This window comes from Mammaliicoccus sp. RAM2 (genome assembly GCF_045897195.1).
In the GTDB taxonomy this organism is placed as follows: Bacteria; Bacillota; Bacilli; order Staphylococcales; family Staphylococcaceae; genus Mammaliicoccus; species Mammaliicoccus sciuri.
This window is the reverse complement of record NZ_JBJNWI010000001.1, coordinates 1-26,209: the sequence shown is the minus strand read 5'-3', so window position 1 is coordinate 26,209 and position 26,209 is coordinate 1. Positions and strand designations below refer to the sequence as shown.

Here is a 26,209-nt window from a genome sequence, read left to right as displayed (position 1 = left end):
ATTGATATTAATTGATATATTTGGTATATTCTGTAAATGGAATGGAGGGTTGCTTATGACATATATAAATTTTTGGAAGCAAACATTCGATTACAAAAATAAATCAAGTTTTCGTGATCTGTTAGTATGCATGTTTGTAAATATTATCATTTTAGTGCTTATTATGGCGCTTGGTGTGATTGTGCCTATTACATGGGAAAATAGTATTGTTAATTTATATTATATTATTCTTGTTTTAATGATTTTTCCTATGATTGCACTGATTGTTAGAGTAATTAAAAATTATAAATAAATAGTATGAAATGTGAACGAAATGATGAATCTCATCATTTCGTTCTTTTTGTTTATATGAACAAAACAGAAAGTAAAATCAAACAATATAGAACAAAAACGCTAGACTATCATAAGATAAAAGTCTACAATTAATGTAAGTTTTCAAATTTTAATAAGGGGTGTTTAATTTGAATTTAAGTAATAAAACATTTGTATGGAGGAAAAAACTGTTTGTCGTTTCAATTGTTTCAGTTATGTTGTTAAGTTTATTTACACTGATGAATCATCATGTAGAAGCAAAAGTCAAAGGGGACGTATTAAAGAGTAATAAGATGAAAGTGAAGGTTGATAAATCGTTTCCAAGGGCTATTGAATATACTTTGAAAAATGGTAAAAAGATGGATGGCCAAGTTAAAGAGATTAAGACGATTAAAGTGAATGGTAAATCGGTTCAACCGAAAGTTAAGTATAAAAAAATTAATGCGCATGCAGCTCAATATCAATTAATTGCTTCTAATAAGGATAAAAAAATAGATGCTGAATTTACAATTGAGATGAAAGTTAAAGATAACCAATTGCATTTTGATATGAAGGATTACCAAAATAAGTTGGATGGTAAAAGTGATGATACTGTTATAAAAGATTTTGAGATACCTAATCATTCATTAGTTTCTGTGAATTCTAAACAGAAAAATGCTAACTTACAAACAACACGTATGTCTACAAATACGATGAAAAGTGGCGACAAAAACTTTAAAGTCAATAAAGATATTGAAGATGGTTTTAATTATCCAATGATGTATGGTTTTGTTTCAAACGATAAGACGAGTGCAGGTGTTTGGAGTAATTCACAACATTCTGAAGGAACAGGAGAGCTTGATTATACGAGAATAAATGCGACTTCTAAACAAGTAGATAAAGATAAATATGTCGGTTTATCTAGTTCTAACTGGATATTGCAGCCGGGTCAAAGTTATGAAAATGCTAAAGAACAACATTTAATGCCAAAAACAAAAGTTGTTATAACGGATGATGAAAATGGTGATGGAAAAACAGACTGGCAAGATGGTGCTATTGCATATAGAGCTATCATGAATCATCCGACAGGTTCAGAATCTGTACCAGATTTAGTTGCACACCGTATCGCAATGAATTTCGGTTCACAAGCACAAAATCCATTCTTAAAATCGCTTGATGGTGTTAAAAAAGTTAATTTAAATACAGATGGATTAGGTCAGTCAATTATATTAAAAGGATATGGTAGTGAGGGTCACGATTCTGGTCATCTTGATTATGATAATATTGGTCAACGTATCGGTGGCGCTGAAGATATGAAGAAATTACTTAAGAACGGTAAGAAATATGGTGCAAAGTTTGGTGTACATATTAATGCGAGTGAAACATATCCAGAGTCTAAAGCATTTAATCCTGACCGTTTAAGAAAAAATGAAGACGGTACGTATAATTATGGTTGGAATTGGTTAGATCAAGGTATTAACATTGATGCAAAATATGATATGTTGCATGGTAGAAAAGATCGATTAAATGCTTTTAAAGATAAAGTAGGTAAAGATTTAAACTTTATTTATGTAGATGTATGGGGCAATGGTCAATCAGGTGATAACCAAGCTTGGATGTCCCATCAATTAGCAAAAGAAATTCAAGATTTAGGTTGGAGAGTGGCTGTTGAATGGGGGCACGGTATGGAATATGATTCAACATTCCAACATTGGGCTGCAGATTTAACTTATGGTGGTTATGAAAACAAAGGTATTAATTCAAAAGTCGCAAGATTTATTCGAAACCACGAGAAAGACTCTTGGGTAGGTAATTACCAAACTTATTCAGGTGCAGCTGATTATCCATTACTCGGTGGATATGATATGAAAGACTTTGAAGGTTGGCAAGGTAGAAACAACTTTGATGAATACATTAATAATATTTTTAAAACAAATTTATCTACGAAATACCTACAGCACTTTGAAGTTACGAAGTGGGTAGATGGCAAGCCAGTCAAAATGACAGCAAATGACCAAACTGTTGATTGGACACCTGAAATGGAAATCCAATTAAAAAATGGTAAAGACAAAATAGTTATTAAGCGTAAATCTAATGATTATGAAAATGATAAAGAAAATTATAGATCTAGAACGATCACATTAAATGGTCAAAAAATATTGGATGGCAATAAATATTTAATTCCGTGGAACTGGGATGAAAATGGTAAACAATTAAGCAGTAAGAAACAAAAACTTTATCATTATAATGAAGATGGTGGAGAATCAACTTGGGAATTACCAAAAGGTTGGAACAGTAAGCATTTAAAATTATACCAATTAACTGAGCATGGTCGCCAATATGTTGATAATGTTCGTGTTAGAGATGGTAAAGTTACCTTAAGCAATGTCAAAGCGAATACACCATATGTATTGTATAAATCAAAACAACATAAAGAGAAAGTGAAATACGGAGAAGATATGCACATTAAAGATCCAGGATTTAATGCAGAAAATCTTAAAGATTGGAAAATTAAAGGATCTAAAAAAGCTGTTTCTATTACGAAATCAAACAGTAGCGACAATATGGTAACGATTAACAATCCGAAGAAAAATGTTGAATTGAAACAAAAATTAACAGATTTGAAACCAGGTAAACAATATGCAGTATATGTAGGTGTGGATAATCGAAGTGATCATAAAGCACGTATTAGAGTAGATGCAGATGGTACAACACATCAAAATTATACTACTAAATCCATTGCTAAAAATTATGTTAAAGCTAACACTCATAATACAACTAAAGAATCAGCAACTAAAGGTAACGATAGTTACTTCCAAAATATGTATGTGCACTTTAAAGCACCTAAAAATGGTAAAGCAATTTTAACAATTTCTAGAGATAAAGGCGAAGGTCTCACTTATTTTGATGACATTCGAATTTTCGAAAATGATCAACAATTATATTCACAAGATAAAGTGTTTAAACAAAATTTCGAAAAAGTACCTCAAGGCATATTCCCATTTGTTGTGTCTGATATTGAAGGCGTAGAAGATAATAGAACACACTTATCTGAAAAACATGTCCCATATACACAACGCGGATGGAATAATAAACGTATAAGTGATGTTATCGAGGGTACATGGTCATTAAAAATTAATGGTCAAGTAGAAAAGAATAAACTTGCTTATCAAACGATACCGCAAAACTTTAGATTTGAACCAAATAAGACATATGAAGTTTCGTTTGATTATGAAGCAGGATCTGATGACACATATGCTTTTGCTACAGGTAGCGACAGTATTGATAATCAAAAATACAAAGAAACACCATTGAAAGGTACTGTAGAAAGTAAGAAACATCGTCAATTTAAAACAAAAATTAAAGGTCATAAAAATGGTCAAACATGGATTGGCATAGCATCAACAGATAAAAAGGCAGACAATAAAGGTGTTAAAAATGAAGGTCAAGTGAACTTTGAAGGGACTAAAGATTTCGTATTAGATAATTTAGTCATTAAAGAAGTAAAAGAGGATTAAGTTAAAAATGGGTCTGGGACAGAAATGTTCTAGACTCTTTTCCATATTTTCAGAAATAGGGGTCTGAATATTGCAAGTGGGTTGCGACAAGCAATGTTGGGAGGCTGAATATTGCAAGACACCACAAACAAGCAATATAGAACCTAACGTTCACCTTGATTTTTCCATATAAAAAAGACTGGTACATTTTTTGTGCCAGTCTTTTACAGCTATTACATTTCAATTGGTTCTCGTTCTATTGTATAGTTCCATTGATGTATATCAGGAAGCTTACCTTGCTGAATAGATGTATAAGTTGTAAATAAATGTTGTGTAATAGGTCCGATTTTATTGTTATGAATTGTTAAAATATTGTCTTTATATTTGATTTCACAAACAGGAGTGATGGCATTCAATGTACTCGTACTAAATACTTCTGTTAATAATCCATCTTTATATGATTGAAGCACTTCTTCAATGCTAATTTGTCTTTCTTCTATTTGATAGCCTAATTCTTTTGCTAAATCAATAACTGATTGTCGAGTTACACCTGGTACTGTAATACCATCTAAAGCTGGCGTAATCAGTGTATGATTGATAACAAAGAAAATGTTCATATTATGTAATTCTTCTATATAAGATCTCTCTGTTCCATCTAGCCATAGTACATGGTCGTATCCAAATTGAGCTGCTTTAGATTTTGCAGCGTAAGAAGCGGCGTAGTTACCACCAAATTGTGTAAAACCAGCACCACCTGTAACAGATTTAACATATTCATCTTCTACGTGTGCTTTTATAAGTTCTGGTGTTTGGCAATTCAGCTTTTTAGGTAGTGGAGATAAGAACGTAATGAGTTCATATGTATCAGATTTACTAACACCTAATTTATTCTCTGATGCAAACATAACTGTTCTAATGTTAACAGGGTGATGTTCATGTAAATCGAATAGTTGACGTTCTTGATTAATAAGGTGTTGGATACCGAAAAGTAATGCGTTTTTATTTATAGCTGGCATTTCGATTCGGTTCAATGATTGATTGAACTTTTCAAAGTGTTCGAAAGGTTTAAAGATATGAATATTGTCATTGATTTGATAGGCAATCATATCTTCAAAAACAGTTTGACCATAATGAAGACATTGTGCACTTGGAGAAATAGTGATAGGTGCATAATCTTTAATGATAGGAGAAGACCATCCTTTTGATGCTTGATACGACATTGTTAACATTTTGTTACCAAAAGTGGATCCACATTCGTCCTTTGTTTGACTACTTGATGATTGATATTCCATATAAATTGCCTCCTATATTTAAGTAAGTAATGTGAAATAGTATATCAGCTATATTGACCTAATTCAATATTTATTTTGAAAATTCTGAAAATAATTTTATGTGTATCTTGTCGGTTATGATGATATACTTTGATTGTGAAAATAATAGGCTAGGAGGTGACGATGATGTTTGTTACGTTAGCATTTTTAATTTTATTTATAATTAGTTATATAGTGGATTTTAGACAATATAAAAATGTCTTCTTATTAGGACTATTCATTATCAGTTTAATGAGTACGATATTGATTGAAATCATTGTGCCAGCATTGGGTTTAAATCTAAATATTAATTATATAATCATAGCTAATATTATTTACTGTTTAATTGTTATTGTGGTAATGCTCTTAGCTTTATTAAATACTAGAAAACGAATAGCAAATGAAGGAAAAATTGTAACAAACATGATTGTCATTGGTTACGGTTCTTTCATCTTAATTAATTTTTTAATCATTATTTTTAAACCATATCTATTAGTAGAATTATGGAACGGATTAATATTAATTGCCATTTCAACTTTGTTTTACTATTTAAATTTAATATTTATATTGCATAACTTATATGCTTGGATTGTAAGTGGTATTTCAAAAAGAAAGAAACAAGATTTTATTATCGTATTAGGTGCAGGGATTATAGGCGAAAGAGTAACACCACTTTTGAAAGCGAGATTAGATAAAGCGATTAAATTAAAACGAAAAAGTTTAGATACTAAAATGATTGTAAGTGGTGGTCAAGGTTCGGATGAAGCAATCAGTGAAGCTGAAGCGATGAGACGATATTTAGTGGAACAAGGTATACGTAATGAAGAAATTATAATGGAAGACAAATCTACTAACACAGAAGAAAATTTAGTGTTCTCTATGAAGAAAATGGATACTTATAAAAAACATGCACTTGCAACAATTGTTTCTAATCATTTTCATATTTTAAGAGCAGCATTTTTATCCAAGAAAGTTAAAATGAACGCAAGCGTTACGGGTGGATCATCGAAATCTTATTTCTATCCAAATGCATACATTAGAGAATATTTAGCAATCATTTATATGTTTAAAAAGACGCATGCACTAATCATAATTATATTATTATTGGCAGTTACTTCCTACACATTGTGGGGAATATAAAATACTAAAAGTCCCGTAGAGCACAGACTCTACGGGACTTTTAGTATTTTATTTATCTGGTGTCCATATAACAATGTCTTCACCGGATTGATTTTGTTGCTCGATATCTTGGAAACCGTGATTTAAGAAGAAATCTTTGGATTGATTACGGGCAATACATTTGATTGGTAAATCGAAGCTTTTAGCATAATCTAATAATTGTTTGCCGTATCCTCTATCTTGATAATCTCTTAATACTTCTAATTTCCATAAAATGTGGTAATCATTAAATGCTGGGAAGTATGTTTTTTCTACTTCATCTTGTTTAAATAAACACATTCTTGCAACTAATTTGTCGCCAACATAAATACCGTAAAATGGTGAATCTGAACTAGCATCGATCATTTTTCCTTTTAATTCTTCAACCATATATAAACCTTCGTTTCCGAAGTTACGAAATTGTTCGAATGCTTCTTCAGTTTTGTAATTAATTTGTAAATGTTCTACTTTAGCCATGATAATCCCCCTTGTTCTTTCCTTAATTATACTTCATTTGAATAAAAATTTAAATTATAAGCCGTTAGATTGTTTTATTTATCTACAATCTTTATACTATTGATAGTAATTAATTTCGAAGGAGAAAGACTCGTATGGACTGTAAGAAGACTGTAATTGATCAACAAAATAGTTTTATAGAGAGATATACAAATCATAATACTGAAATTATAAACTTTTATGGATATAAACCAGGGGACCAATCTGAATTCGAAAAACGCTCGAATTTATCAGCTAATGGCAGAGAAGAAGCACTTTCAAAAGTCATATTTAATTATATGTCTCAATTAAATTTAACAGATAAACAACATGAAAATATTGAAAATTTAAAACATGGTCACAAAGTCATTATAGGTGGTCAACAAGCCGGACTCTTTACTGGTCCTTTATATACATTCCATAAAATCATTTCGATTATCGTTTTAGCAAACGAACAAAGTGAAAAATTAAATACGCCAGTCATTCCTGTTTTTTGGATAGCAGGCGAAGATCATGATTTTGATGAAGTGAATCATACATATGCGTATGATCGTATTTCAAGACAGTTAAATAAAGTAAAATATAGTACGTTAGAACCACCAGAAAAGAGTGTTTCTCATTATCATTTTGATAAAGCATTGATCAAAGATGCTTTAAACGACATGTTCAGTTCTATCGGGGAGACTGTTCACTCTAAAGATATTCAATTATTGATTCATAAAGCAATCGAGTCTTCTGAATCATGGAGTGAAATTTTTAAGGTTATGACACATGAAGTATTTAAAGAATATGGTTTGTTATTAATTGATGCAAATGATCCAGAACTAAGAACATTAGAAGTACCATTCTTCAAGGAAATTATTGAAAATCATGAAGCGGTAGATTCAGCATTTAGAGCTACACAAGACCAATTTGCTGAAGTTATTAAGAAGCGCATGATTTTAACCGATGGCAATGTTCACTTATTCTATGAGTATGACGATAAAAGACAGCTCATTATGTGTGAAAATGAAAAGTTCTATTTAAATAAAGATACAGACGTAACTTTTACAAAAGATGAATTGCTTAGTCTTGTAGAAGAACATCCTGAACGATTTTCTAATAATGTCGTAACAAGACCTCTAATGGAGGAATATTTATTTAATACATTAAGTTTCATTGGTGGGCCAAGCGAAATTGTTTATTGGGGTGAACTGAAAGGTGTATTCAATTTATTTAATATTGAAATGCCTATAGTTACACCTCGTATGCGAATTAGTTATTTAACGCAAGAAGCAAAAAAATGTATCGATAACTATAACTTAGATCTAGATACTGTTTTAGTAGATGGTATTCAAAACGATAAAGAAAAATTTATTAGAGCAAAAGCTTCTGATGAAGTGTTAAGAGAAATTGAAGAAATGAAAGAAAGCCAATCTCAATTTCATCAAAAACTGATTAAAGAAATTGGCGATGATTATCAAAACAGAAAATTAGTCGAAAAAAATAATCAAATACATCAGCACCAATATCAATATTTAATAGATAGATATTTATTAAATGTCGAAAGAGAAAATGAAATCAGTATGAGACATTTTGAAATAGTGGAGCATACATTACATCCTCACCATGGATTACAAGAAAGAGTGTGGAGTCCTATTCAAGTAATGAATCAATTTGGGATTACTATGTTCAGTCCCTCCACTTATCCACCACTTCGTTACACTTTTAAACATATAACGCTTGAACTATAGTCATAACAAGGATTAACACCCAATTTGCGAAATCGTAAATTGGGTGTTTTTTTTACTATTTACACAAATTTTAAGAAATCTTGTATAAATAGTGGAGGATTGTGGGGGAATGTGGTAAATTATAAATAAGGTGAGGTGAGATAAAATGTTCATGGGTGAATATCAACATCAATTGGATACTAAAGGGCGTATGATTGTGCCTTCTAAATTCAGATATGATTTGAACGAACGTTTTATTATCACTAGGGGCCTAGATAAATGTTTGTTTGGCTACACACTTGAAGAGTGGGCGCGCATCGAAGAAAAACTCAAAACCTTACCTATAACAAAAAAAGATGCCCGTAAATTCATGAGAATGTTCTTCTCAGGTGCGATTGAAGTAGAACTAGACAAACAAGGACGTATTAACATCCCTCAAAATTTAAGAAGTTACGCTAATTTAAGTAAAGAATGTACTGTTATTGGTGTTTCTAACCGAATTGAAATATGGGATCGTTCTACGTGGAATGAATTTTATGATGAATCTGAAGACAATTTTGAGGACATTGCGGAAGATCTCATTGACTTTGATTTTTAGGAGTGAATTAAATGTTTCATCACGTATCCGTACTATTGAAAGAAACAGTAGATAAATTAGACATAAAACCAGATGGTACTTACGTTGATTGTACATTAGGTGGAGCTGGTCATAGTTTGTACCTAGTTGAACAATTGAATGACCAAGGCCGACTTATAGCAATCGATCAAGATGAAACTGCGATTGAACATGCTAAAGGTATCTTAAAGGACCATATGCATAAAGTAATTTTTGTACAAAACAACTTTAGAAATTTAGAACATATATTAGAAGAACTACATATTAGTAAAGTAGATGGTGTACTTTATGACCTTGGTGTATCCAGTCCACAACTTGACACACCAGAACGAGGATTTAGTTACCATTATGATGCTAAGTTAGACATGAGAATGGATCAATCACAATCTTTATCAGCATATGAAGTGGTAAATGAATGGTCATATGAACAACTTGTCAAAATCTTTTTTAGATATGGTGAAGAGAAATTTTCAAAACAAATAGCTAGAAAGATTGAAACAAGAAGAGAACAAGCACCTATAGAAACGACTTTCGAACTAGTGGATTTAATTAAAGAAGGTATTCCAGCAGCTAAACGTAGAAAGGGTGGACACCCTGCTAAACGTGTCTTCCAAGCGATTAGAATAGCAGTTAATGATGAATTAGGTGCATTTGAAACATCTATTGAAGCAGCAATACAACACGTTAAAGTTGGCGGAAGAATTTCAGTTATTACATTCCATTCTTTAGAAGATCGTTTGTGTAAACAAGTCTTTCAAGAATATGAAAAAGGCCCAGATGTACCAAGGGGATTGCCGGTTATACCGGAAGCGTACAAGCCGAAACTAAAAAGAGTAAACAAAAAACCAATTATTTCTGATGAACAAGAACTTGAGCATAACAATAGAGCGAGAAGTGCAAAGTTAAGAGTTGCGGAAATTTTGAAGTAAACAGAGGAGTGGCAATTGAATGGCAGTAGAAAGAGTATATCCGAATTATAGACCTGATGAGTGGCAAGAGCCACAACTCGAACCACAAAAGAAAAAAGTAAAAAAGACCAAGGTAGTAGGAATATCGAGGATCGAAAAAGTCGTATACATATCATTAATAACTATGATTGCGTTGATAAGTATTTATATGCTATCTTTAAAAATGGATGCGTATAATAACAAGACACAAATCGCAGAATTAGACAGTAAAATTGAGCAACAACAAACAACAAACAGTGATTTGAAGACGGAATCAATGAAACAATCGTCATACGAACGCATCTACGAAAAAGCTGAAGACTACGGTCTAAAGTTGAATAATGACAATGTAAAGGTAGTGCGTAGTGATGCCCAAAATTAAAATAAAGAAAAATAAAATAGGAGCAGTCCTCTTAGTAAGTTTTTTCGGACTGCTCTTTTTTATATTGGCCGTAAGATATTCGTATTTAATGATCAGTGGTCACTCAGCTGGTGAAGATTTAGCGTACAGGGCAAGTGAAAAATATTTAAGACAAACAGTTGCAGAACCTGAACGTGGGAAAATTTACGATCGCAATGGTAAAGTGCTTGCCGAAGATACAGATAGTTATAAATTAGTGGCAATATTAGATAAAAAAATGAGCGAAGGTAGCGATAAGCCTCGACACGTAAAAGACAAGAAAAAAACAGCTAAAGCATTAGCTAAAATTCTTGATATGGATGAAGATGATATTTTAAGTAAACTTAAAACTAAAAATGCCTTTCAAGTTGAGTTTGGTCAAAAAGGTAAAGATTTAACTTATAAACAAAAAACACAAATTGAAAAGCTTAAATTACCTGGACTGACTTTTGAAACGGAGAAAAAAAGATTTTATCCTAATGGTAACTTCGCATCTCATCTTATCGGTTTAGCAGATAAAGATCCAGATACCAACAAATTAAAAGGTGTATCAGGTGCTGAAAAAGTATTTGATAGCTATTTAAAAGGAAAAACGGGTAAAAACTCTTATAAGCAAGATATATGGGGTATGCTCGTTCCGAACAGCGAAGATAGTATTAAAGCTCAAAATGGTGATGATGTACATCTTACGCTAGACTCTAATATTCAAGTCTTTGTTGAAAATGCACTTGACGAAATGGTAGACCGCTATGAACCTAAAGATTTATTTGCGGTTGTAATGGATGCAAAAACTGGTGAAATTTTAGGTTACAGTCAGCGACCTACGTTTAATCCTGATACGAAAAAAGACTTCGGGAAAAAATGGGCAAATGATTTATATCAAAATACTTATGAACCAGGTTCTACATTCAAAACATATGGTTTAGCTGCAGCAATTGAAGAAGGTAAATTCGAACCAAACAAGAAATTTAAATCTGGTCATAGAGAAATAGATGGATTTAAAATTTATGATTGGAACGATGATGGTTGGGGAAATATTCCTATGACAACTGGTTTTACATATTCTGCGAATACGCTAATGATGAAACTTCAAGATTTAGTTGGCGCTGATAAAGCTAAGGCATATTATGAAAAATTTGGTTTTGGTAAGAAAACAGGTGGTTTATTTGATAGTGAAGCACCAGGGAATATTGCATTTGATAATGAACTTCAAAGAAAGACATCTTCATTTGGTCAGTCTACTACTGTTACACCAGTCCAAATGCTTCAAGCTGAAACAGCAATTTTAAATCAAGGTAATATGCTCGAACCTTATTATGTAAAATCGATTCAAAACAAAGAAAGTAACGAAACGATTAAAAAAGGCGAGAAAAAAGTAGTCGGTAATCCAATATCTAAAGATACAGCCAAGAAGACGATGACAGAATTAGATAAAGTAGTAAATAGTAAAGAAAGTCACGCTACAAACTATAAAATAGATGGATACCGAGTTGCAGGTAAAACTGGTACGGCTCAAGTGCCAGATACTAAAAACGGTGGTTATGTAGATGGTGCAAATCCGTATTTCGTAAGCTTTATGGGCTATGCGCCTGCTAAAGATCCTGAAGTAGTTGTTTATGCTGGTATGTCACTTGCACAAAAACGTGACCTAGAGGCTTATGAATATGGTGTGTCAAGAGGTTTCAATCCGATTATGGAAAATACATTAAAATATTTAGATGTAGAAGAAACTGAAGGCAAAGCTAAAACGAATGCTTCAGATGTACCAGATGTTGTTAATATGAGTACACAAAAAGCAACTAATGCAATAAAAGGTAAAAAACTTGAGCCAATTGTAGTTGGTAAAGGTGATAAAATTAAGAAACAAATACCGCTTAAAGGTAAAAATGTCCAAGATAAAGAAAGGATTTTACTTGTTACTGACGGTGAAATGACGATGCCTGATACTGAAAATTGGACAAAACGAGACTTATTAAAATTACAAGAAGCGACAGGTATTGAAGTAGAATCAGAAGGTTCTGGTTATGTTTCTGAGCAATCTGTCAGTCAGAACCAAACAATTAAATCTGGTACTAAAGTTAAGTTTACGCTTTCTAACAATCATCCGAATGGTGATGATTCAATAGGACAAGTTCCAGATGATGAAGAAACATCTAAAGATGAAAGCAAAAGTAAAGATGATAAAAAAGATGAAAAAGAAGAAAAAACATCTAGTGAATCATAAATCACAGGATGATAGATAATATACAAAAGAAAAGGTGAACAATTATGAATTTTACGCTACCTGTCATTGCGTTTTTATTGACTTTGATACTTGTACCCGTTTTAATTCCAACACTTAAAAAATTGAAATTTGGCCAAAGTATTCGAGAAGAAGGACCTAAGAGTCATATGAAGAAAACAGGAACACCAACTATGGGTGGATTAACGTTCTTATTAGCAACAATCGTTGTAACAATCATCGCGTTATTTTATGTTGAGCAAGTAGGTCCGCTCATTCTGTTATTATTTGTAACACTTGGATTTGGACTTATTGGTTTTATAGACGATTATATTATTGTCGTTAAGAAAAATAACCAAGGTTTAACAAGTAAACAAAAATTCTTAGCTCAAATTGCGATAGCCGTTGTATTCTATATCGTAAGTGTTATATTACCAAACTATGAATTTGAAACAGCGATTAACATACCGTTTACAGATTGGTCATTGCCATTGTCTGTTTTCTATATTATATTCATAGTATTTTGGCAAGTTGGATTCAGTAATGCTGTCAACTTAACAGATGGATTAGATGGTCTTTCAACTGGATTATCAATCATTGCATTTGGTTTTTACGCGGCACTATCATTTATTCTTGATAAACCAGAAATTGGGTTATTCTGTTTAGTGATGCTTGCAAGTTTATTTGGATTTTTAATTTACAACAAGTACCCAGCAAAAGTGTTCATGGGAGATACTGGAAGCTTAGCGCTTGGTGGTATTTTCGCAACGATTTCAATCATGCTTAACCAAGAAATAACATTATTATTAATCGGTTTAGTATTTGTAATTGAAACATTATCAGTGATGATACAAGTAACATCGTTCAAGCTTACAGGAAAAAGAATATTTAAAATGAGCCCATTGCATCACCATTTCGAACTAGTTGGTTGGAGTGAATGGAAAATAGTATTAGTATTCTGGGGTACAGGTATCGTTACTGGTGCAATTGGTTTATGGATAGGGGTAATGTAAAATGAAAGCATATGATGCATTAAAAGAGAAACCTGTTCTTATTTTAGGTTTAGCAAAAAGTGGATATGAAAGTGCAAAGTTATGCCATAAATTAGGTGCTGATGTAACTGTCAATGATGGTAAAGATTTATCATCTGATCCCCACGCACTTGAATTAGTGCAGCAAGGAGTACGTGTGATCGGTGGTGAACACCCATTGTCATTACTTTATAATAAACCGTTAATCGTAAAAAATCCTGGTATACCTTACAATATTCCACTATTGCAAGAAGCGATGAATCAAGGGTTGGATATCATTACAGAAGTTGAATTAAGTTATTACATTTCAGAAGCACCTATTATCGGTATTACAGGTACAAATGGTAAAACAACAGTGACTTCTTTAATAGGTGATATGTTTGGTAATAGTAAAGTAAATGGTCAAGTTTCCGGTAATATTGGTGTAGTTGCATCAAAAGTTGCGCAAGAAGTTACGAAAGACGATTATCTTATTACTGAATTATCTTCATTCCAACTTTTAGGAACAATACATTATCGTCCGCATATCGCGATTGTTACAAATATTTATTCAGCACATTTAGATTATCATGGTAGTTTAGAAGAATACCAGAATGCTAAGAAAAATATTTTTAAGAATCAAACCGAAGACGATTATTTAATTTTCAACTATGAACAAAGACATTTAATTAATACAGATGATATTAAATCTAAAATATTATATTTCTCAACTAATCAAAAAGTGAATGGCATTTATATTGAAGATGATTATGTCGTATATAACGGCATAAGAATTATCAATACGCAAGATATTGTATTACCTGGTAAACATAATTTAGAAAATGTACTTGTAGCTGTATTAGCTGCATTATTATCAGGTGTTGACGTGAAGTCAGTTGTACATACTTTAACAACGTTCTCAGGTATTAAACATAGACTTCAATATGTTGGGAACAATAGAGGCAACAAGTATTATAATGATTCTAAAGCGACCAATACTTTAGCAACACGATTTGCCTTAAGTTCATTTAATTCTCCAATCATTTGGTTATGTGGTGGATTAGATAGAGGGAATGACTTTGATGATTTAATACCTTATATGGATAATGTCCGTTTGATGGTTACATTTGGTGAAACAAAAGATAAATTAAAAGCGTTAGGTGCGAGTCAAGGTAAAGAAGTCTTGCAGGCAAATGACGTTAAAGATGCCGTTAATTTGATTCAGGATTATATACAATCTAACGATGTTGTCTTGCTATCACCAGCGTGTGCGAGCTGGGATCAATATGATACATTTGAAGCTCGTGGCGACGAATTTATTGAAAGTTTCCAAAAATATTTACCAACATTTTAGAAATTGTGAAAAAAAGGAGTGACAACCGTGAATAAAAGTTCTGAAAACAATGATGATATATTGCAATTTGAAACGACTACGGAAGATGAACGATTAGAAATTTTAAAGAAGAAAAGAAAACGTAGACGTCAAATTCAATTAGGTGTATTCATAGGTGTTATACTCCTTGTTATCTTGATTTTACTGTATATGTTTACAGACATCAGTAAAGTTGATCAAGTGGACATTAAAGGTGAAGAAATCGTATCTAAAAACGATATTGATAAAGCTTTAGATATCAAAAAAGATTCTAGAATATACAATATCCCTGTAAGTGATATGAAATCGAAAATCGAAGAAATTGAAGGCGTTAAAAGTGTTGAAATTAAACGTCATTTTCCAAATGACTTAACGGTTAATGTAAATGAGTATGAAACAATTGGATTAGTTAAAGAGAAAAAACATTACGTACCGTTATTAGAAAATGGGAAAACAATTAAAAATTTATCAACAGATTTACCAATTGATGTTCCGATTTTGAATGACTTTAGTTCTAAAAAGTTAAATAAAATGATTCCTGAATTGAAAAAGGTTAAACCTAAAGTTAAATCAATGATATCGGAAATAAATTATAAACCTGGTGAGAACAATCAGAATAGAATCCAACTATTTATGACAGATAATGTGGAAGTTGTAGGAGATATTCAAACTTTTGCGAATAAAATCAACTATTATCCGAGTATTTCTGATAAATTAGAGAGAGACAATTCTGGTGCGCTCAAAACACCTGGATTTTTAGATTTACAAGTTGGTGTGACATTCTTACCATATGAAACGGAAGAACAGCAAAAAGAGCGTTCAGAAAAAGAAACAAAACAAGATGAAAGCACGAAAACAGAACAGAAAAAATTAGACCAAGCATTACAAGATTTATCTAAAGAATTGGATAAATCTGGAGAAGAACCAGAATCAACTGAGAAATCAGAAGAATAAGTAAAAAAATCAATAAATAAACCTATAATTAGTTCACATTAAATCAAGTATCATGTAAACTAATAATAGTTTAAATTTGATTATCATGTGTTAGAGGAGGTGCCTATCGATGGAGGAACATTACTATATTAGTTTAGATATAGGTTCATCGAGTGTAAAAGTAATAGTAGGAGAAAAATTTCATAATGGCATTAACGTGATAGGTACAGGGCAAACTTATACGAATGGTATAAGAAATGGTTGTATAGATGATTTTGATATCGCTAAACAAGCAATTAAAGATACAATCAAAAAAGCAGCAATTGCATCTGGAATAGATATTAAAGAAGTATTTTTAAAAATGCCTATCGTGAATACAGAGATTTACGACGAAAAATTTGAAATACCTTTTGATGGTACAGAAACTGAAATAAATGGCAGTCATATAGAATCAGTATTAGAGGGCATTAGGGAATTAAATGATGTTCCGGAAACTGAAGTCATTGGTGTATTCCCAATGAAATTTATTGTAGATGACTTACATGAAGTTTCAGATCCTAAAGAAATGGTTGCAACACAATCATTAAAAGTAGAAGCAGGTGTTATCGCAACATCAAAATCATTATTAATCAACATCATTAAATGTGTTGAATCTTGTGGAGTAGATGTTTTAGAAGTATTTTCTGATGCTTATAACTATCAATCTATATTATCTCCAACAGAAGTTGAACTTGGTGCTTGCGTCATTGATATTGGTGAAGATTTAACGCAAGTAGGTTTTTATGAGAGAGGCAATTTAGTTGATGCCGATACGATTGAAATGGCAGGTAGAAGCATAACAACTGATATTGCGAAATCATTAAATACTACATATGACAATGCCGAGAAGATTAAACAACAATATGGACATGCATTCTACGACTCTGCATCTGATCAAGATGTCTTTAGTGTTGAACAAATTAACGAAGATGGTCATGCACAATTCACTCAAAAAGAATTAAGTGAAATTATTGAATCAAGAGTAGAAGAAATTTTCTTTGAAATATTTAATTTATTACAAGATATGGGTATTACAAATGTTAACGGTGGATTCATCGTAACAGGTGGTACTTCAAACTTACTTGGTATTAAAGAATTATTACAAGATATGGTTAATGAAAAAGTACGTGTACATACACCATCTCAAATGGGTATACGTAAACCTGAGTTTACTTCTAGTATATCTACTATATCTAGTGGAATTAACTTTGATGAGCTACTAGATTATGTTACAATGAATAATTATGACGTTGATAATGTCGAAGAAGAAACATATGAAGAAGAAACTCAAGAAACTAAAGCTAAACCATATGAACAATGGTTTAAAAAGAAATCAAACAAAAACAATGACGCAAAAGCTTCAAATTCTGAGCATGACAGAGTCTCCGAAGCAGAATATGATTCGGAAAGTCAAGAAGAGAAGCCAAGTGTATTAAAAAAATTAATGAAATCGTTATTTGATTGATGGGTCATAAAGATTAGGAGGATAATAAATGTTAGAATTTGAGCAAGGGTTTAATCATTTAGCTACTTTAAAAGTAATTGGTGTTGGTGGTGGCGGTAATAACGCTGTTAACCGTATGATAGATCATGGAATGAACAATGTAGAATTTATTTCTATTAATACAGATGGTCAAGCTTTAAACTTATCTAAAGCTTCATCTAAAATTCAAATTGGTGAAAAATTAACACGTGGTTTAGGTGCAGGTGCAAACCCAGAAATCGGTAAAAAAGCTGCTGAAGAATCACGTGAACAAATAGAAGATGCTATTCAAGGCGCTGACATGGTATTCGTTACTGCTGGTATGGGTGGCGGAACTGGTACAGGTGCTGCACCAGTTGTTGCTAAAATCGCAAAAGAGATGGGTGCATTAACAGTTGGTGTTGTTACACGTCCATTTAGCTTTGAAGGACGTAAACGTCAAACTCAAGCTGCTGCCGGTGTAGAATCTATGAAAGCTGCAGTAGATACATTAATCGTTATTCCTAATGATCGTCTTTTAGATATCGTTGATAAGTCAACACCTATGATGGAAGCATTCAAAGAAGCAGATAATGTATTACGTCAAGGTGTACAAGGTATCTCAGACTTAATCGCTGTTTCTGGTGAAGTTAACTTAGACTTTGCTGACGTTAAGACTATTATGTCTAACCAAGGTTCAGCATTAATGGGTATCGGTGTATCTTCTGGTGAAAATAGAGCAATCGAAGCTGCTAAAAAAGCTATTTCTTCACCATTATTAGAAACTTCAATCGTTGGCGCACAAGGTGTCTTAATGAACATTACAGGTGGAGAGTCACTTTCACTATTTGAAGCTCAAGAAGCAGCAGATATTGTTCAAGATGCAGCAGACGAAGATGTTAACATGATATTTGGTACAGTTATTAACCCAGAATTACAAGACGAATTAGTTGTTACAGTAATTGCTACTGGATTTAATGACAAACCTTCTAATGCTCGTAAACCACAAGGTGGCGGTGCATTTGGTGGAACTACAGAAGAACCTGCTTCTAAAAGAGAAGAAGGAGAATCACTAGGAAGAAAAGCTTCATTTGAAAATAAATCAACAAATGAATCAACTGATGATAGTGATATTCCAAGTTTCATTCGAAATAGAGAAGATAGACGTTCTAGACGCTCTAGACGATAAATGAACTTAAAAAGTCATCAGGCTAAGTCCTGATGACTTTTTTTGTTAGGAGAGATGAAATGAAAGAGATTTTTAATCAACATAATCATTATTTATCATATGAAGCCGATGACAAAAGTGATTTAACGATAGGTATTACAACTCGTCAAGGTGGTTATAGTCCATATCCAGAGAATGCTTTTAATATGGCAAGATATATCAATGACGATCCAGATAATATTTCAAAGCATCAGCAAATTTTAGCCAATGAAATCAACTTCAGTTGTGCCAATTGGGTATTTCCAATTCAAACACATGAGAATAAAGTTCGAGAAGTATCTTCAAAGGATAAAGGTACAAATATCAATGCACTAACTGAAGAACTACATGGAATAGATGGACTTTATACTTATGAATCTGATCTATTATTAACGATGTGCTTTGCAGATTGTGTACCAATCTATTTATATGATACTCAAAATGGTTATATTGGTCTTTGTCATGCTGGATGGAGAGGCACATATTCCCAAATTATTAAAGAGATGATTGAACAATATAAAGGTGACGTTTCTAATTTAAGAGTCGTTATAGGTCCATCCACATCTGACAGTTATGAAATTAACGAAGACATTTATCAAAAGTTCAAAACATTACCGATAGACTCTGAAACATACATTGTGCAAAGAGGACAAGATCGATATGGCATAGATTTAAAACAGGCAAATGCATTACTTGCCATACATTATGGTGTTAGTCCTGAACATATTGTAAAGACGAATCATTGTACGGCTAGTGAAACAGATTTATTCTTCTCATATAGAGTAGAAAAAGGACAAACTGGTAGAATGCTTGCATTTATAGGTAGAAAGTAGGTATAGATTTGAAATCAGTAAAAGAAAATTTATTAGAAATCAATTCACAAATTTGTAACAGTAGCGAAGAATCAGAATTTAATACGGCGCCTCAAGTGATTGTTGTGACAAAATATGTTACAATAGACCGAGCTAAAGAAGCTTATGAAGCTGGCTTGAAAAACTTTGGAGAAAATCGTATTGAAGGATTTTTGGAAAAGAAAAAGCATCTTCCAGATGATGCTATCATGCATTTTATTGGATCATTACAAACAAGAAAAGTAAAAGACATCATTAATGAAATTGATTATTTACATGCATTAGATAGATTAAAATTAGCTAAAGAAATTGAAAAACGTGCAGAAAATGTTGTAAAATGCTTTGTTCAAGTGAATGTTTCGGGAGAAGAATCAAAACATGGTATGTCGCCTGATGATGTTATCCCATTTATTCAAGAGCTTAAGGATTTTAAACATATTGAAATAGTTGGTTTAATGACTATGGCACCATTAACTGAAGACAAAATAAAATTAAGACAATATTTTAACCAACTAAGATTATTGAAAGAGAAAGTACAATCCTTAAACTTATCATATGCACCTTGCACTGAATTATCTATGGGCATGAGCAATGATTTTAATGAAGCAATATTAGAAGGTGCTTCTTATATAAGAATTGGTACAAAATTAGTTGGCGAATAGGAGTGTAAATTATGGCAATTAAAGATGTATTTAAAGGCTTTTTCGTAGTTGATGAAGAAGAAGAAGTATACGAAGAGCCACAAAGAGAACAAACGAAAGCACCACAACAAGAATCATCCATACAAGAACAAAAACCAAAACAACAATCTTTAAAAAGTGTACCAACACAAAAATCAAATACTACTAGATACCAATCACAACGTTCTCGTGATTTCAAAAAACCTGAAAGGAAAGAGGCTATGACTGAGAAACGTACAAATTCATCTCAAACGAATGTCGTTAGTATGAGCGGGAATATGGATTTTGCGCAAAGTTCAAAAATGTGCTTATTTGAACCAAGAGTATTTTCAGATACGCAGGATATCGCTGATGAACTTAAAAATAGACGTACAACATTAGTGAACTTACAACGCATTGACAAAGTATCAGCTAAAAGAATTATAGACTTCTTGAGCGGTACTGTTTATGCAATTGGTGGAGATATAAGACGCGTGGGAACAGACATCTTCTTATGTACACCTGATAATGTTGAAGTAGCAGGATCAATTACTGAACAATTAGAACAAGTTGAACCTTACCAAGAATAGAGGAAATTAAGATATGGATAGTGGACTATTAAGTACGATATTAGGCTTTGTATTATTCGTCGTTAAAATTTATCAATATGGTATGATCGTTTATTTCCTTACATCATGGTTACCAGGCGTTAGGGAAGGCGCATTTGGACAATTTTTAGGGAAAATATATGAACCATTTTTAGAACCATTTAGAAGAATTATCCCACCATTAGGTATGTTAGACATATCATCAATCGTGGCATTTATAACGTTAAGTTTATTCTATGTTGGTTTAGTCAATATATTTAATATGATTGTACCTGTAATGCCAATATTATAATTAAACGATAAATGACAGTAGGGTGAGACGTAATGTCACATCCTATTTTTTATTGAATTAGAGGTGTCAAAATGGATATATATCAACACTTTAGAAAAGAAGAAAAAGAGATTATTGATTTATTTTTAAATAGATGTGAAGTTGCTGAACGAAATTACCAACCAGTGCTTACAGAATTTCTAGACCCTAGAGAACAATTTATTTTACAAACAATCGTGGGTGGCTTCGATGATTTAAATGTACATTACTTTGGTGGTAATGAAGAATCAGAAAGAAAGCGTGCAATAGTTGCACCTGATTATTTTGAACCGACTGAAGCGGATTATGAGATGGTGCTTATTGAACTTACTTATCCTTCAAAATTTGTTAAATTGACGCATCGTAATGTATTAGGTACGATCATGTCGCTTGGGATTGATAGAAATCAACTAGGGGATATTATTGTTAATGACCGTATACAGTTTGTTTTGACAAAGAGATTTGAATCGTATATTATGATGGAATTAACAAAGATTAAAGGTGCAGGAATCAAATTGAGTTCTATTCCATTCCAAAATATGATACAATCAAGTGAGAATTGGCAGACACATGACGCAACTGTAAGTGCATTAAGACTGGATGTAGTCATTAAGCACCTTACAAATACGAGTAGAACAATTAGTAAAAAATTGATTGAAAGTAAACGCGTTAAAGTCAATCATAGAGAAATCGAACAAGTAGACTTTATAGTCGAAGAAAATGACTTGATTTCTATTAAAGGATATGGACGTGCGATGATCATTCAAAATAATGGAACTTCAAAAAAAGGCAAGATAAGAATAGCTTATCGAACATTGTTTAAATAGTGCTGAGGAGGAAAACTTATGGCATTTACCCCAGAGGAAATCAAACAAAAAGAATTTAGTAGAGTTCATAAAGGATTAGATGAAACTGAAGTACGTGGATATCTACAAACTTTAAGTGATGAAATTGAAAAATTAAAATCAGATAAAGCGCATTTGCAAAGTATTATAGATGATAAAGAAGAGAATATTAGTCGATTCAAAGCAGTCGAAAATACAATCTCTGACGTATTATTACAAGCGCAAAAAACAAGTGAAGAAACGAAACATACTGCTGTTTTAAAAGCAGATGCTATTATTAAAGAAGCAGAAGGACGTTCTGATCAAATCGTTAATGATGCACTTCAAAAAGCGCGTCATATCAGTTTCCAAACTGAAGATATGAAACGTCAATCAAAAGTCTTTCGTTCACGTTTCCGCATGTTAGTTGAAGCGCAATTAGATTTATTGAAAAATGAAGATTGGGATTATTTACTGAACTATGATGTCGATCAACAAAAAGTTACTGAAGAAAATATTGACATTTTGAACAAAGAAGAAGAAAATAATCAAGAACAGATAAATAATCAAGCAGTTAAAAGTGAAGAGGACAAGTCTGAAGAATAAACGAATTGAAAAGCGAGTTAGGGATAGTGAGAGCCTAATAAATTCATTTCTTTAGGTATCACCTGTTTGCGAATATGATATATGTTTAATGAGTGAACTCTAAGTTGAGTTAATAAGGGTGGTACCGCGATGTATGTCGTCCCTATTATTTCAGCTTAGAGTTTTTTTATATTATTTTTATTAAGAAGGAGATTAAGACTTATGGATTACAAAGATACGTTACTTATGCCTAAAACAAGTTTTCCAATGAGAGGTGGTTTACCAAATAAAGAACCACAAATTCAAGAAGAGTGGAAAGAGAAAGATTTATACAATAAAATTTTAGAAAAAAATAAAGGTAATTCACCATTTATTCTTCATGATGGTCCTCCATATGCTAATGGTAATTTACACATGGGTCACGCTTTAAATAAAATTTTAAAAGATATCATCGTTAGACAAAAAGCAATGTCTGGATATTATGCACCATACGTGCCAGGTTGGGATACACATGGTTTACCAATCGAGCAAGCTTTAACAAACAAAGGTGTTAAAAGAAAAGAAATGTCAGTTGCTGAATTCAGAGAAAAATGTAAAGAATTTGCATTAGAACAAATTGAATTACAAAAAGCTGATTTCAGACGTTTAGGTGTAAACGGTGATTGGGATAATCCATATATTACGTTAAAACCTGAGTTTGAAGCGGCGCAAATTAGAGTATTCGGTGAAATGGCTGCTAAAGGTTTAATCTATAAAGGTAAAAAACCAGTTTACTGGTCTCCTTCAAGTGAATCTTCATTAGCTGAAGCTGAAATTGAATACCAAGATAAAAAATCACCTTCAATCTATGTAGCATTTAATGTAGTAGATGGTAAAGGTGTTGTAGATGAAGATGCAGCATTTATTATTTGGACAACAACTCCTTGGACAATTCCATCAAACTTAGCAATTGCTGTTAATCCTAAATTAAACTACGTACAAGTAAATGTAGAAGGCAAAAAATACGTTGTTGCCCAAGCACTTCTTGATTCAGTTTGTGAAGCATTAGACTGGAATAAAGAAACAATTACAATTGATAAAGAATTCAGTGGAGCTGAATTAGAATATGCAACAGCGCAACATCCATTTATCGATCGTACTTCATTATTAATTTTAGGTGACCACGTTACAACTGATGCAGGTACAGGTTGTGTTCATACAGCACCAGGTCATGGTGAAGATGACTATATCGTAGGTCAAAAATATGGTCTTGGTGTGCTAAGTCCAATTAATGATAAAGGTGTATTCACTGAAGAAGCAGGAGAATTTGAAGGTCTATTCTATGATAAAGCTAATAAAAATATCACAGAAAAATTAGACGAAGTTGGCGCATTATTAAAACTTACATTCTTCAAACACTCATATCCACATGACTGGAGAACTAAAAAACCAGTTATTTTCAGAGCTACTGAACAATGGTTCGCTTCAATCAGTAAAGTAAGACAAGATATTTTAGATGCAATTGATGATACGAAGTTTAAAATCGATTGGGGTAAAACACGTCTTTACAATATGATCAGAGATAGAGGAGAATGGGTAATCTCTCGTCAAAGAGTATGGGGTGTACCTCTACCAGTCTTCTACGCTGAAAATGGCGATATTATCATGACTGAAGAAACAATTAATCATGTTGCAAATCTATTCGAGCAACACGGTTCAAATATTTGGTTTGAAAGAGAAGCGAAAGACTTATTACCAGAAGGCTTCACACATGAAGGTAGCCCAAATGGTGAATTCACTAAAGAAACAGATATTATGGACGTATGGTTCGATTCAGGTTCAACACATAGAGGTGTGTTAGAAACACGTCCAGAATTATCATACCCAGCTGATATTTATTTAGAAGGTAGTGACCAATACAGAGGTTGGTTTAACTCTTCAATCACAACATCAGTAGCAACTAAAGGTATCTCACCATACAAAATGTTACTTTCTCACGGTTTTGTAATGGACGGAGAAGGTAAGAAAATGAGTAAATCATTAGGTAACGTAATCGTTCCTGATAAAATTGTTAAACAAATGGGTGCTGATATCGCAAGATTATGGGTAAGTAGTGTAGACTACTTAGCTGACGTACGTATCTCAAACGACATCTTAAAACAAACTTCTGATGTATATCGTAAAATTAGAAATACATTCCGTTTCTTATTAGGTAATGTGAATGATTTCAATCCAGCAACAGATAGTGTGAAATATGAAGATATGCTTGAAATCGATCAATATATGCACAATAGATTAAATCAATTTATTGGCCGTACATTATCTCACTATGAAGCATTCGACTATCTAGATATTTATCAAGATATTCAAAACTTCATTAATGTAGAATTAAGTAACTTCTACTTAGACTACGGTAAAGATATCCTTTATATCGAACAAGTAGATTCATTAAAACGTCGTAGTATGCAAACAGTGCTTTATGAAACATTAGTTAAATTAACTAAAATCTTAGCACCAATTATTCCACATACAGCTGATGAAATTTGGGGACATATTCCACATGTTGAAGAAGAAAGTGTTCATTTAACAAATATGCCAAACCCACATGAAGTTGATACAGGATTAGTGGAAAAATGGTCTAAACTGATGAAATTAAGAGACGATGTTAACAGAGCATTAGAAGTTGCACGTAATGAAAAAGTAATCGGTAAATCATTAGAAGCACACATCACATTATCAAATTCAGAAGACTTTGATACAGTTGAATTCTTAAGTCAATTCCAAGACTTACAACAACTCTTCATTGTATCTAAAGTAGATGTCGTTGATGAATTAACAGACGGTGAAGAATATGAATATGTGAAAGTTAAAGTGAAACACGCTGACGGAGAAAAATGTCAACGCTGTTGGAACTATTCAGACGAACTAGGTTCAGTAGGCGAATTAGATAACCTATGCCCACGCTGTCAAGCTGTTGTTAAAACTTTAGTATAAAATAATCAATCATAAAACGAACTCACGAGATAAAAATCTCGTGAGTTTTTTTGTGGAAAAAAGTATGTCTAACACATTTTATATCAGTAATTATTTAATATGAAATATGTAAAAAAATATTGAATGGTAAAAATTTACATTGTATAATATCCTTAATTAATCTGATGTATAAATTTCTTCAATACAGATAAAATATAGGTGATAAAAAAATAAACCAAAATATAAGAAAGTTATATGAAGGTTAAAAATTTAAAATACTATATTTGTATTCAAAAGGGGAGAAGTTTATGTTAAAGAAAATATTACTATCAACATTAATATGTACAACACTTTCTACACCAGTTATTGGTAAAGTAAATGCAGAAGAAGTGAAACAAGACAAACCAGTGAAATATGTGTTCAAATCTGGTGGGAAAGCTAGTCCTATTTATATTAATTCTGATGGATCTATGACTATACCAGAAGAAACTGAATTAGAGGTCGTCGCACCAAAACCTAATGATTATTATGTATATAAAGATGGAGTTGAAACAAAAGAAGTTAATCCTAAATATAATCATATAAAAAATCAACGAGAATATATGAATTTTTATATATCAAAAGGTCGAACTGCTGATTTATTCGTTGGAGAGCATCCTAGACCATTAGATGGTGTAACGTTTATTCCTAAGTCTGATAAAACTTCTGATGATAACAATGTAAATAATCCAAAAGATGAACCTAAATCTG

At 32.2% G+C, this 26,209-nt stretch carries 23 protein-coding genes; 21 read left to right on the top strand and 2 right to left on the bottom strand.

Going from position 1 to position 26,209, the window contains the following annotated elements; translation table 11 throughout:
- Nucleotides 1-55: 55 nt before the first annotated feature.
- Together ACJTHF_RS00115 and ACJTHF_RS00110 are read left to right on the top strand one after the other, a co-directional pair.
- Nucleotides 56-292, top strand: a complete 237-nt coding sequence (locus ACJTHF_RS00115) for a hypothetical protein (protein WP_058591336.1) — start codon at nt 56-58, stop codon at nt 290-292.
- 169 nt (nt 293-461) lie between these two features.
- Nucleotides 462-3,809, top strand: coding sequence for an endo-alpha-N-acetylgalactosaminidase family protein (locus ACJTHF_RS00110; RefSeq protein WP_232156502.1), 3,348 nt, complete (start codon nt 462-464; stop codon nt 3,807-3,809).
- Nucleotides 3,810-4,021: 212 nt separating this feature from the next.
- On the opposite strand, the gene ACJTHF_RS00105 is transcribed toward ACJTHF_RS00110, so the two are convergent.
- Nucleotides 4,022-5,080, bottom strand: coding sequence for an aminotransferase class IV (locus tag ACJTHF_RS00105; RefSeq protein WP_107603346.1), 1,059 nt, complete (start codon nt 5,078-5,080; stop codon nt 4,022-4,024).
- Nucleotides 5,081-5,242: 162 nt separating this feature from the next.
- Here ACJTHF_RS00105 and ACJTHF_RS00100 point away from each other — a divergent pair, with 162 nt between their 5' ends.
- Nucleotides 5,243-6,238, top strand: coding sequence for a YdcF family protein (locus ACJTHF_RS00100; RefSeq protein WP_229412510.1), 996 nt, complete (start codon nt 5,243-5,245; stop codon nt 6,236-6,238).
- Nucleotides 6,239-6,286: 48 nt separating this feature from the next.
- Here the strand turns inward: ACJTHF_RS00100 and ACJTHF_RS00095 are convergent, their stop codons facing one another.
- On the bottom strand, nt 6,287-6,733 hold the full coding sequence (locus ACJTHF_RS00095; protein ID WP_049319203.1) for an N-acetyltransferase: 447 nt from the start codon (nt 6,731-6,733) through the stop codon (nt 6,287-6,289).
- 134 nt (nt 6,734-6,867) lie between these two features.
- Between ACJTHF_RS00095 and bshC the strand changes: the two genes are divergently transcribed.
- The 18 genes from bshC to ACJTHF_RS00005 form a co-directional block, all read left to right on the top strand.
- A complete protein-coding gene (bshC, locus tag ACJTHF_RS00090) occupies nt 6,868-8,484 on the top strand; it encodes a bacillithiol biosynthesis cysteine-adding enzyme BshC (protein ID WP_058591339.1) in 1,617 nt (538 codons plus the stop codon).
- Between the two features lie 145 nt (nt 8,485-8,629).
- Nucleotides 8,630-9,061 carry a division/cell wall cluster transcriptional repressor MraZ gene (gene mraZ / locus ACJTHF_RS00085; protein ID WP_048542420.1) on the top strand — a complete coding sequence of 144 codons (432 nt, stop codon included), beginning with the start codon at nt 8,630-8,632 and terminating at the stop codon, nt 9,059-9,061.
- Between the two features lie 11 nt (nt 9,062-9,072).
- Nucleotides 9,073-10,008, top strand: coding sequence for a 16S rRNA (cytosine(1402)-N(4))-methyltransferase RsmH (rsmH, locus tag ACJTHF_RS00080; RefSeq protein ID WP_048542422.1), 936 nt, complete (start codon nt 9,073-9,075; stop codon nt 10,006-10,008).
- A 19-nt stretch (nt 10,009-10,027) separates the two neighbouring features.
- Entirely contained in the window at nt 10,028-10,408 is a 381-nt protein-coding gene (gene ftsL / locus ACJTHF_RS00075; RefSeq protein ID WP_037587528.1) for a cell division protein FtsL, read from the top strand.
- Nucleotides 10,395-12,650 carry a penicillin-binding protein gene (locus tag ACJTHF_RS00070; protein ID WP_106417739.1) on the top strand — a complete coding sequence of 752 codons (2,256 nt, stop codon included), beginning with the start codon at nt 10,395-10,397 and terminating at the stop codon, nt 12,648-12,650. The genes ftsL and ACJTHF_RS00070 overlap by 14 nt, the downstream gene beginning before the upstream one ends.
- 44 nt (nt 12,651-12,694) lie before the next feature.
- Nucleotides 12,695-13,660, top strand: a complete 966-nt coding sequence (gene mraY / locus ACJTHF_RS00065; protein WP_058591341.1) for a phospho-N-acetylmuramoyl-pentapeptide-transferase — start codon at nt 12,695-12,697, stop codon at nt 13,658-13,660.
- A 1-nt stretch (nt 13,661) separates the two neighbouring features.
- Nucleotides 13,662-15,011, top strand: coding sequence for a UDP-N-acetylmuramoyl-L-alanine--D-glutamate ligase (murD, locus tag ACJTHF_RS00060; protein ID WP_232156499.1), 1,350 nt, complete (start codon nt 13,662-13,664; stop codon nt 15,009-15,011).
- Nucleotides 15,012-15,038: 27 nt separating this feature from the next.
- Nucleotides 15,039-15,983: a cell division protein FtsQ/DivIB gene (locus ACJTHF_RS00055; protein ID WP_181294762.1), complete on the top strand. Its 945-nt coding sequence runs from the start codon at nt 15,039-15,041 to the stop codon at nt 15,981-15,983.
- 109 nt (nt 15,984-16,092) lie between these two features.
- Nucleotides 16,093-17,466: a cell division protein FtsA gene (gene ftsA, locus ACJTHF_RS00050; protein ID WP_232156497.1), complete on the top strand. Its 1,374-nt coding sequence runs from the start codon at nt 16,093-16,095 to the stop codon at nt 17,464-17,466.
- A 28-nt stretch (nt 17,467-17,494) separates the two neighbouring features.
- Nucleotides 17,495-18,652 carry a cell division protein FtsZ gene (gene ftsZ / locus ACJTHF_RS00045; RefSeq protein WP_025904600.1) on the top strand — a complete coding sequence of 386 codons (1,158 nt, stop codon included), beginning with the start codon at nt 17,495-17,497 and terminating at the stop codon, nt 18,650-18,652.
- Between the two features lie 59 nt (nt 18,653-18,711).
- Nucleotides 18,712-19,503, top strand: coding sequence for a peptidoglycan editing factor PgeF (gene pgeF / locus ACJTHF_RS00040; protein WP_058591343.1), 792 nt, complete (start codon nt 18,712-18,714; stop codon nt 19,501-19,503).
- 8 nt (nt 19,504-19,511) lie between these two features.
- Nucleotides 19,512-20,183 carry a YggS family pyridoxal phosphate-dependent enzyme gene (locus tag ACJTHF_RS00035; protein ID WP_106417738.1) on the top strand — a complete coding sequence of 224 codons (672 nt, stop codon included), beginning with the start codon at nt 19,512-19,514 and terminating at the stop codon, nt 20,181-20,183.
- An 11-nt stretch (nt 20,184-20,194) separates the two neighbouring features.
- On the top strand, nt 20,195-20,770 hold the full coding sequence (locus ACJTHF_RS00030; RefSeq protein ID WP_025904597.1) for a cell division protein SepF: 576 nt from the start codon (nt 20,195-20,197) through the stop codon (nt 20,768-20,770).
- A 13-nt stretch (nt 20,771-20,783) separates the two neighbouring features.
- Nucleotides 20,784-21,080 (top strand): YggT family protein, encoded by a 297-nt coding sequence (locus tag ACJTHF_RS00025; protein ID WP_048542438.1) that lies wholly within the window; start codon nt 20,784-20,786, stop codon nt 21,078-21,080.
- A 71-nt stretch (nt 21,081-21,151) separates the two neighbouring features.
- Complete coding sequence (locus ACJTHF_RS00020) at nt 21,152-21,925, top strand: RNA-binding protein (RefSeq protein ID WP_058591344.1); 774 nt, start codon at nt 21,152-21,154, stop codon at nt 21,923-21,925.
- 18 nt (nt 21,926-21,943) lie between these two features.
- Nucleotides 21,944-22,528 carry a DivIVA domain-containing protein gene (locus tag ACJTHF_RS00015; RefSeq protein ID WP_025904594.1) on the top strand — a complete coding sequence of 195 codons (585 nt, stop codon included), beginning with the start codon at nt 21,944-21,946 and terminating at the stop codon, nt 22,526-22,528.
- A 201-nt stretch (nt 22,529-22,729) separates the two neighbouring features.
- Nucleotides 22,730-25,480 carry an isoleucine--tRNA ligase gene (gene ileS, locus ACJTHF_RS00010; protein WP_058591345.1) on the top strand — a complete coding sequence of 917 codons (2,751 nt, stop codon included), beginning with the start codon at nt 22,730-22,732 and terminating at the stop codon, nt 25,478-25,480.
- A 287-nt stretch (nt 25,481-25,767) separates the two neighbouring features.
- A partial coding sequence (locus ACJTHF_RS00005; RefSeq protein WP_407812512.1) for a hypothetical protein occupies nt 25,768-26,209 on the top strand: 442 nt, incomplete at its 3' end.

Excerpts from the sequence above, each read along its gene's own strand:
- ACJTHF_RS00115 (WP_058591336.1), top strand. The coding sequence starts at position 56 with ATGACATATATAAATTTTTGGAAGCAAACATTCGATTACAAAAATAAA.
- ACJTHF_RS00105 (WP_107603346.1), bottom strand. The coding sequence starts at position 5,080 with ATGGAATATCAATCATCAAGTAGTCAAACAAAGGACGAATGTGGATCC.
- ACJTHF_RS00100 (WP_229412510.1), top strand. The coding sequence starts at position 5,243 with ATGATGTTTGTTACGTTAGCATTTTTAATTTTATTTATAATTAGTTAT.
- ACJTHF_RS00095 (WP_049319203.1), bottom strand. The coding sequence starts at position 6,733 with ATGGCTAAAGTAGAACATTTACAAATTAATTACAAAACTGAAGAAGCA.
- bshC (WP_058591339.1), top strand. The coding sequence starts at position 6,868 with ATGGACTGTAAGAAGACTGTAATTGATCAACAAAATAGTTTTATAGAG.
- mraZ (WP_048542420.1), top strand. The coding sequence starts at position 8,630 with ATGTTCATGGGTGAATATCAACATCAATTGGATACTAAAGGGCGTATG.
- rsmH (WP_048542422.1), top strand. The coding sequence starts at position 9,073 with ATGTTTCATCACGTATCCGTACTATTGAAAGAAACAGTAGATAAATTA.
- ftsL (WP_037587528.1), top strand. The coding sequence starts at position 10,028 with ATGGCAGTAGAAAGAGTATATCCGAATTATAGACCTGATGAGTGGCAA.
- ACJTHF_RS00070 (WP_106417739.1), top strand. The coding sequence starts at position 10,395 with ATGCCCAAAATTAAAATAAAGAAAAATAAAATAGGAGCAGTCCTCTTA.
- mraY (WP_058591341.1), top strand. The coding sequence starts at position 12,695 with ATGAATTTTACGCTACCTGTCATTGCGTTTTTATTGACTTTGATACTT.
- murD (WP_232156499.1), top strand. The coding sequence starts at position 13,662 with ATGAAAGCATATGATGCATTAAAAGAGAAACCTGTTCTTATTTTAGGT.
- ftsA (WP_232156497.1), top strand. The coding sequence starts at position 16,093 with ATGGAGGAACATTACTATATTAGTTTAGATATAGGTTCATCGAGTGTA.
- ftsZ (WP_025904600.1), top strand. The coding sequence starts at position 17,495 with ATGTTAGAATTTGAGCAAGGGTTTAATCATTTAGCTACTTTAAAAGTA.
- pgeF (WP_058591343.1), top strand. The coding sequence starts at position 18,712 with ATGAAAGAGATTTTTAATCAACATAATCATTATTTATCATATGAAGCC.
- ACJTHF_RS00030 (WP_025904597.1), top strand. The coding sequence starts at position 20,195 with ATGGCAATTAAAGATGTATTTAAAGGCTTTTTCGTAGTTGATGAAGAA.
- ACJTHF_RS00025 (WP_048542438.1), top strand. The coding sequence starts at position 20,784 with ATGGATAGTGGACTATTAAGTACGATATTAGGCTTTGTATTATTCGTC.
- ACJTHF_RS00020 (WP_058591344.1), top strand. The coding sequence starts at position 21,152 with ATGGATATATATCAACACTTTAGAAAAGAAGAAAAAGAGATTATTGAT.
- ACJTHF_RS00015 (WP_025904594.1), top strand. The coding sequence starts at position 21,944 with ATGGCATTTACCCCAGAGGAAATCAAACAAAAAGAATTTAGTAGAGTT.
- ileS (WP_058591345.1), top strand. The coding sequence starts at position 22,730 with ATGGATTACAAAGATACGTTACTTATGCCTAAAACAAGTTTTCCAATG.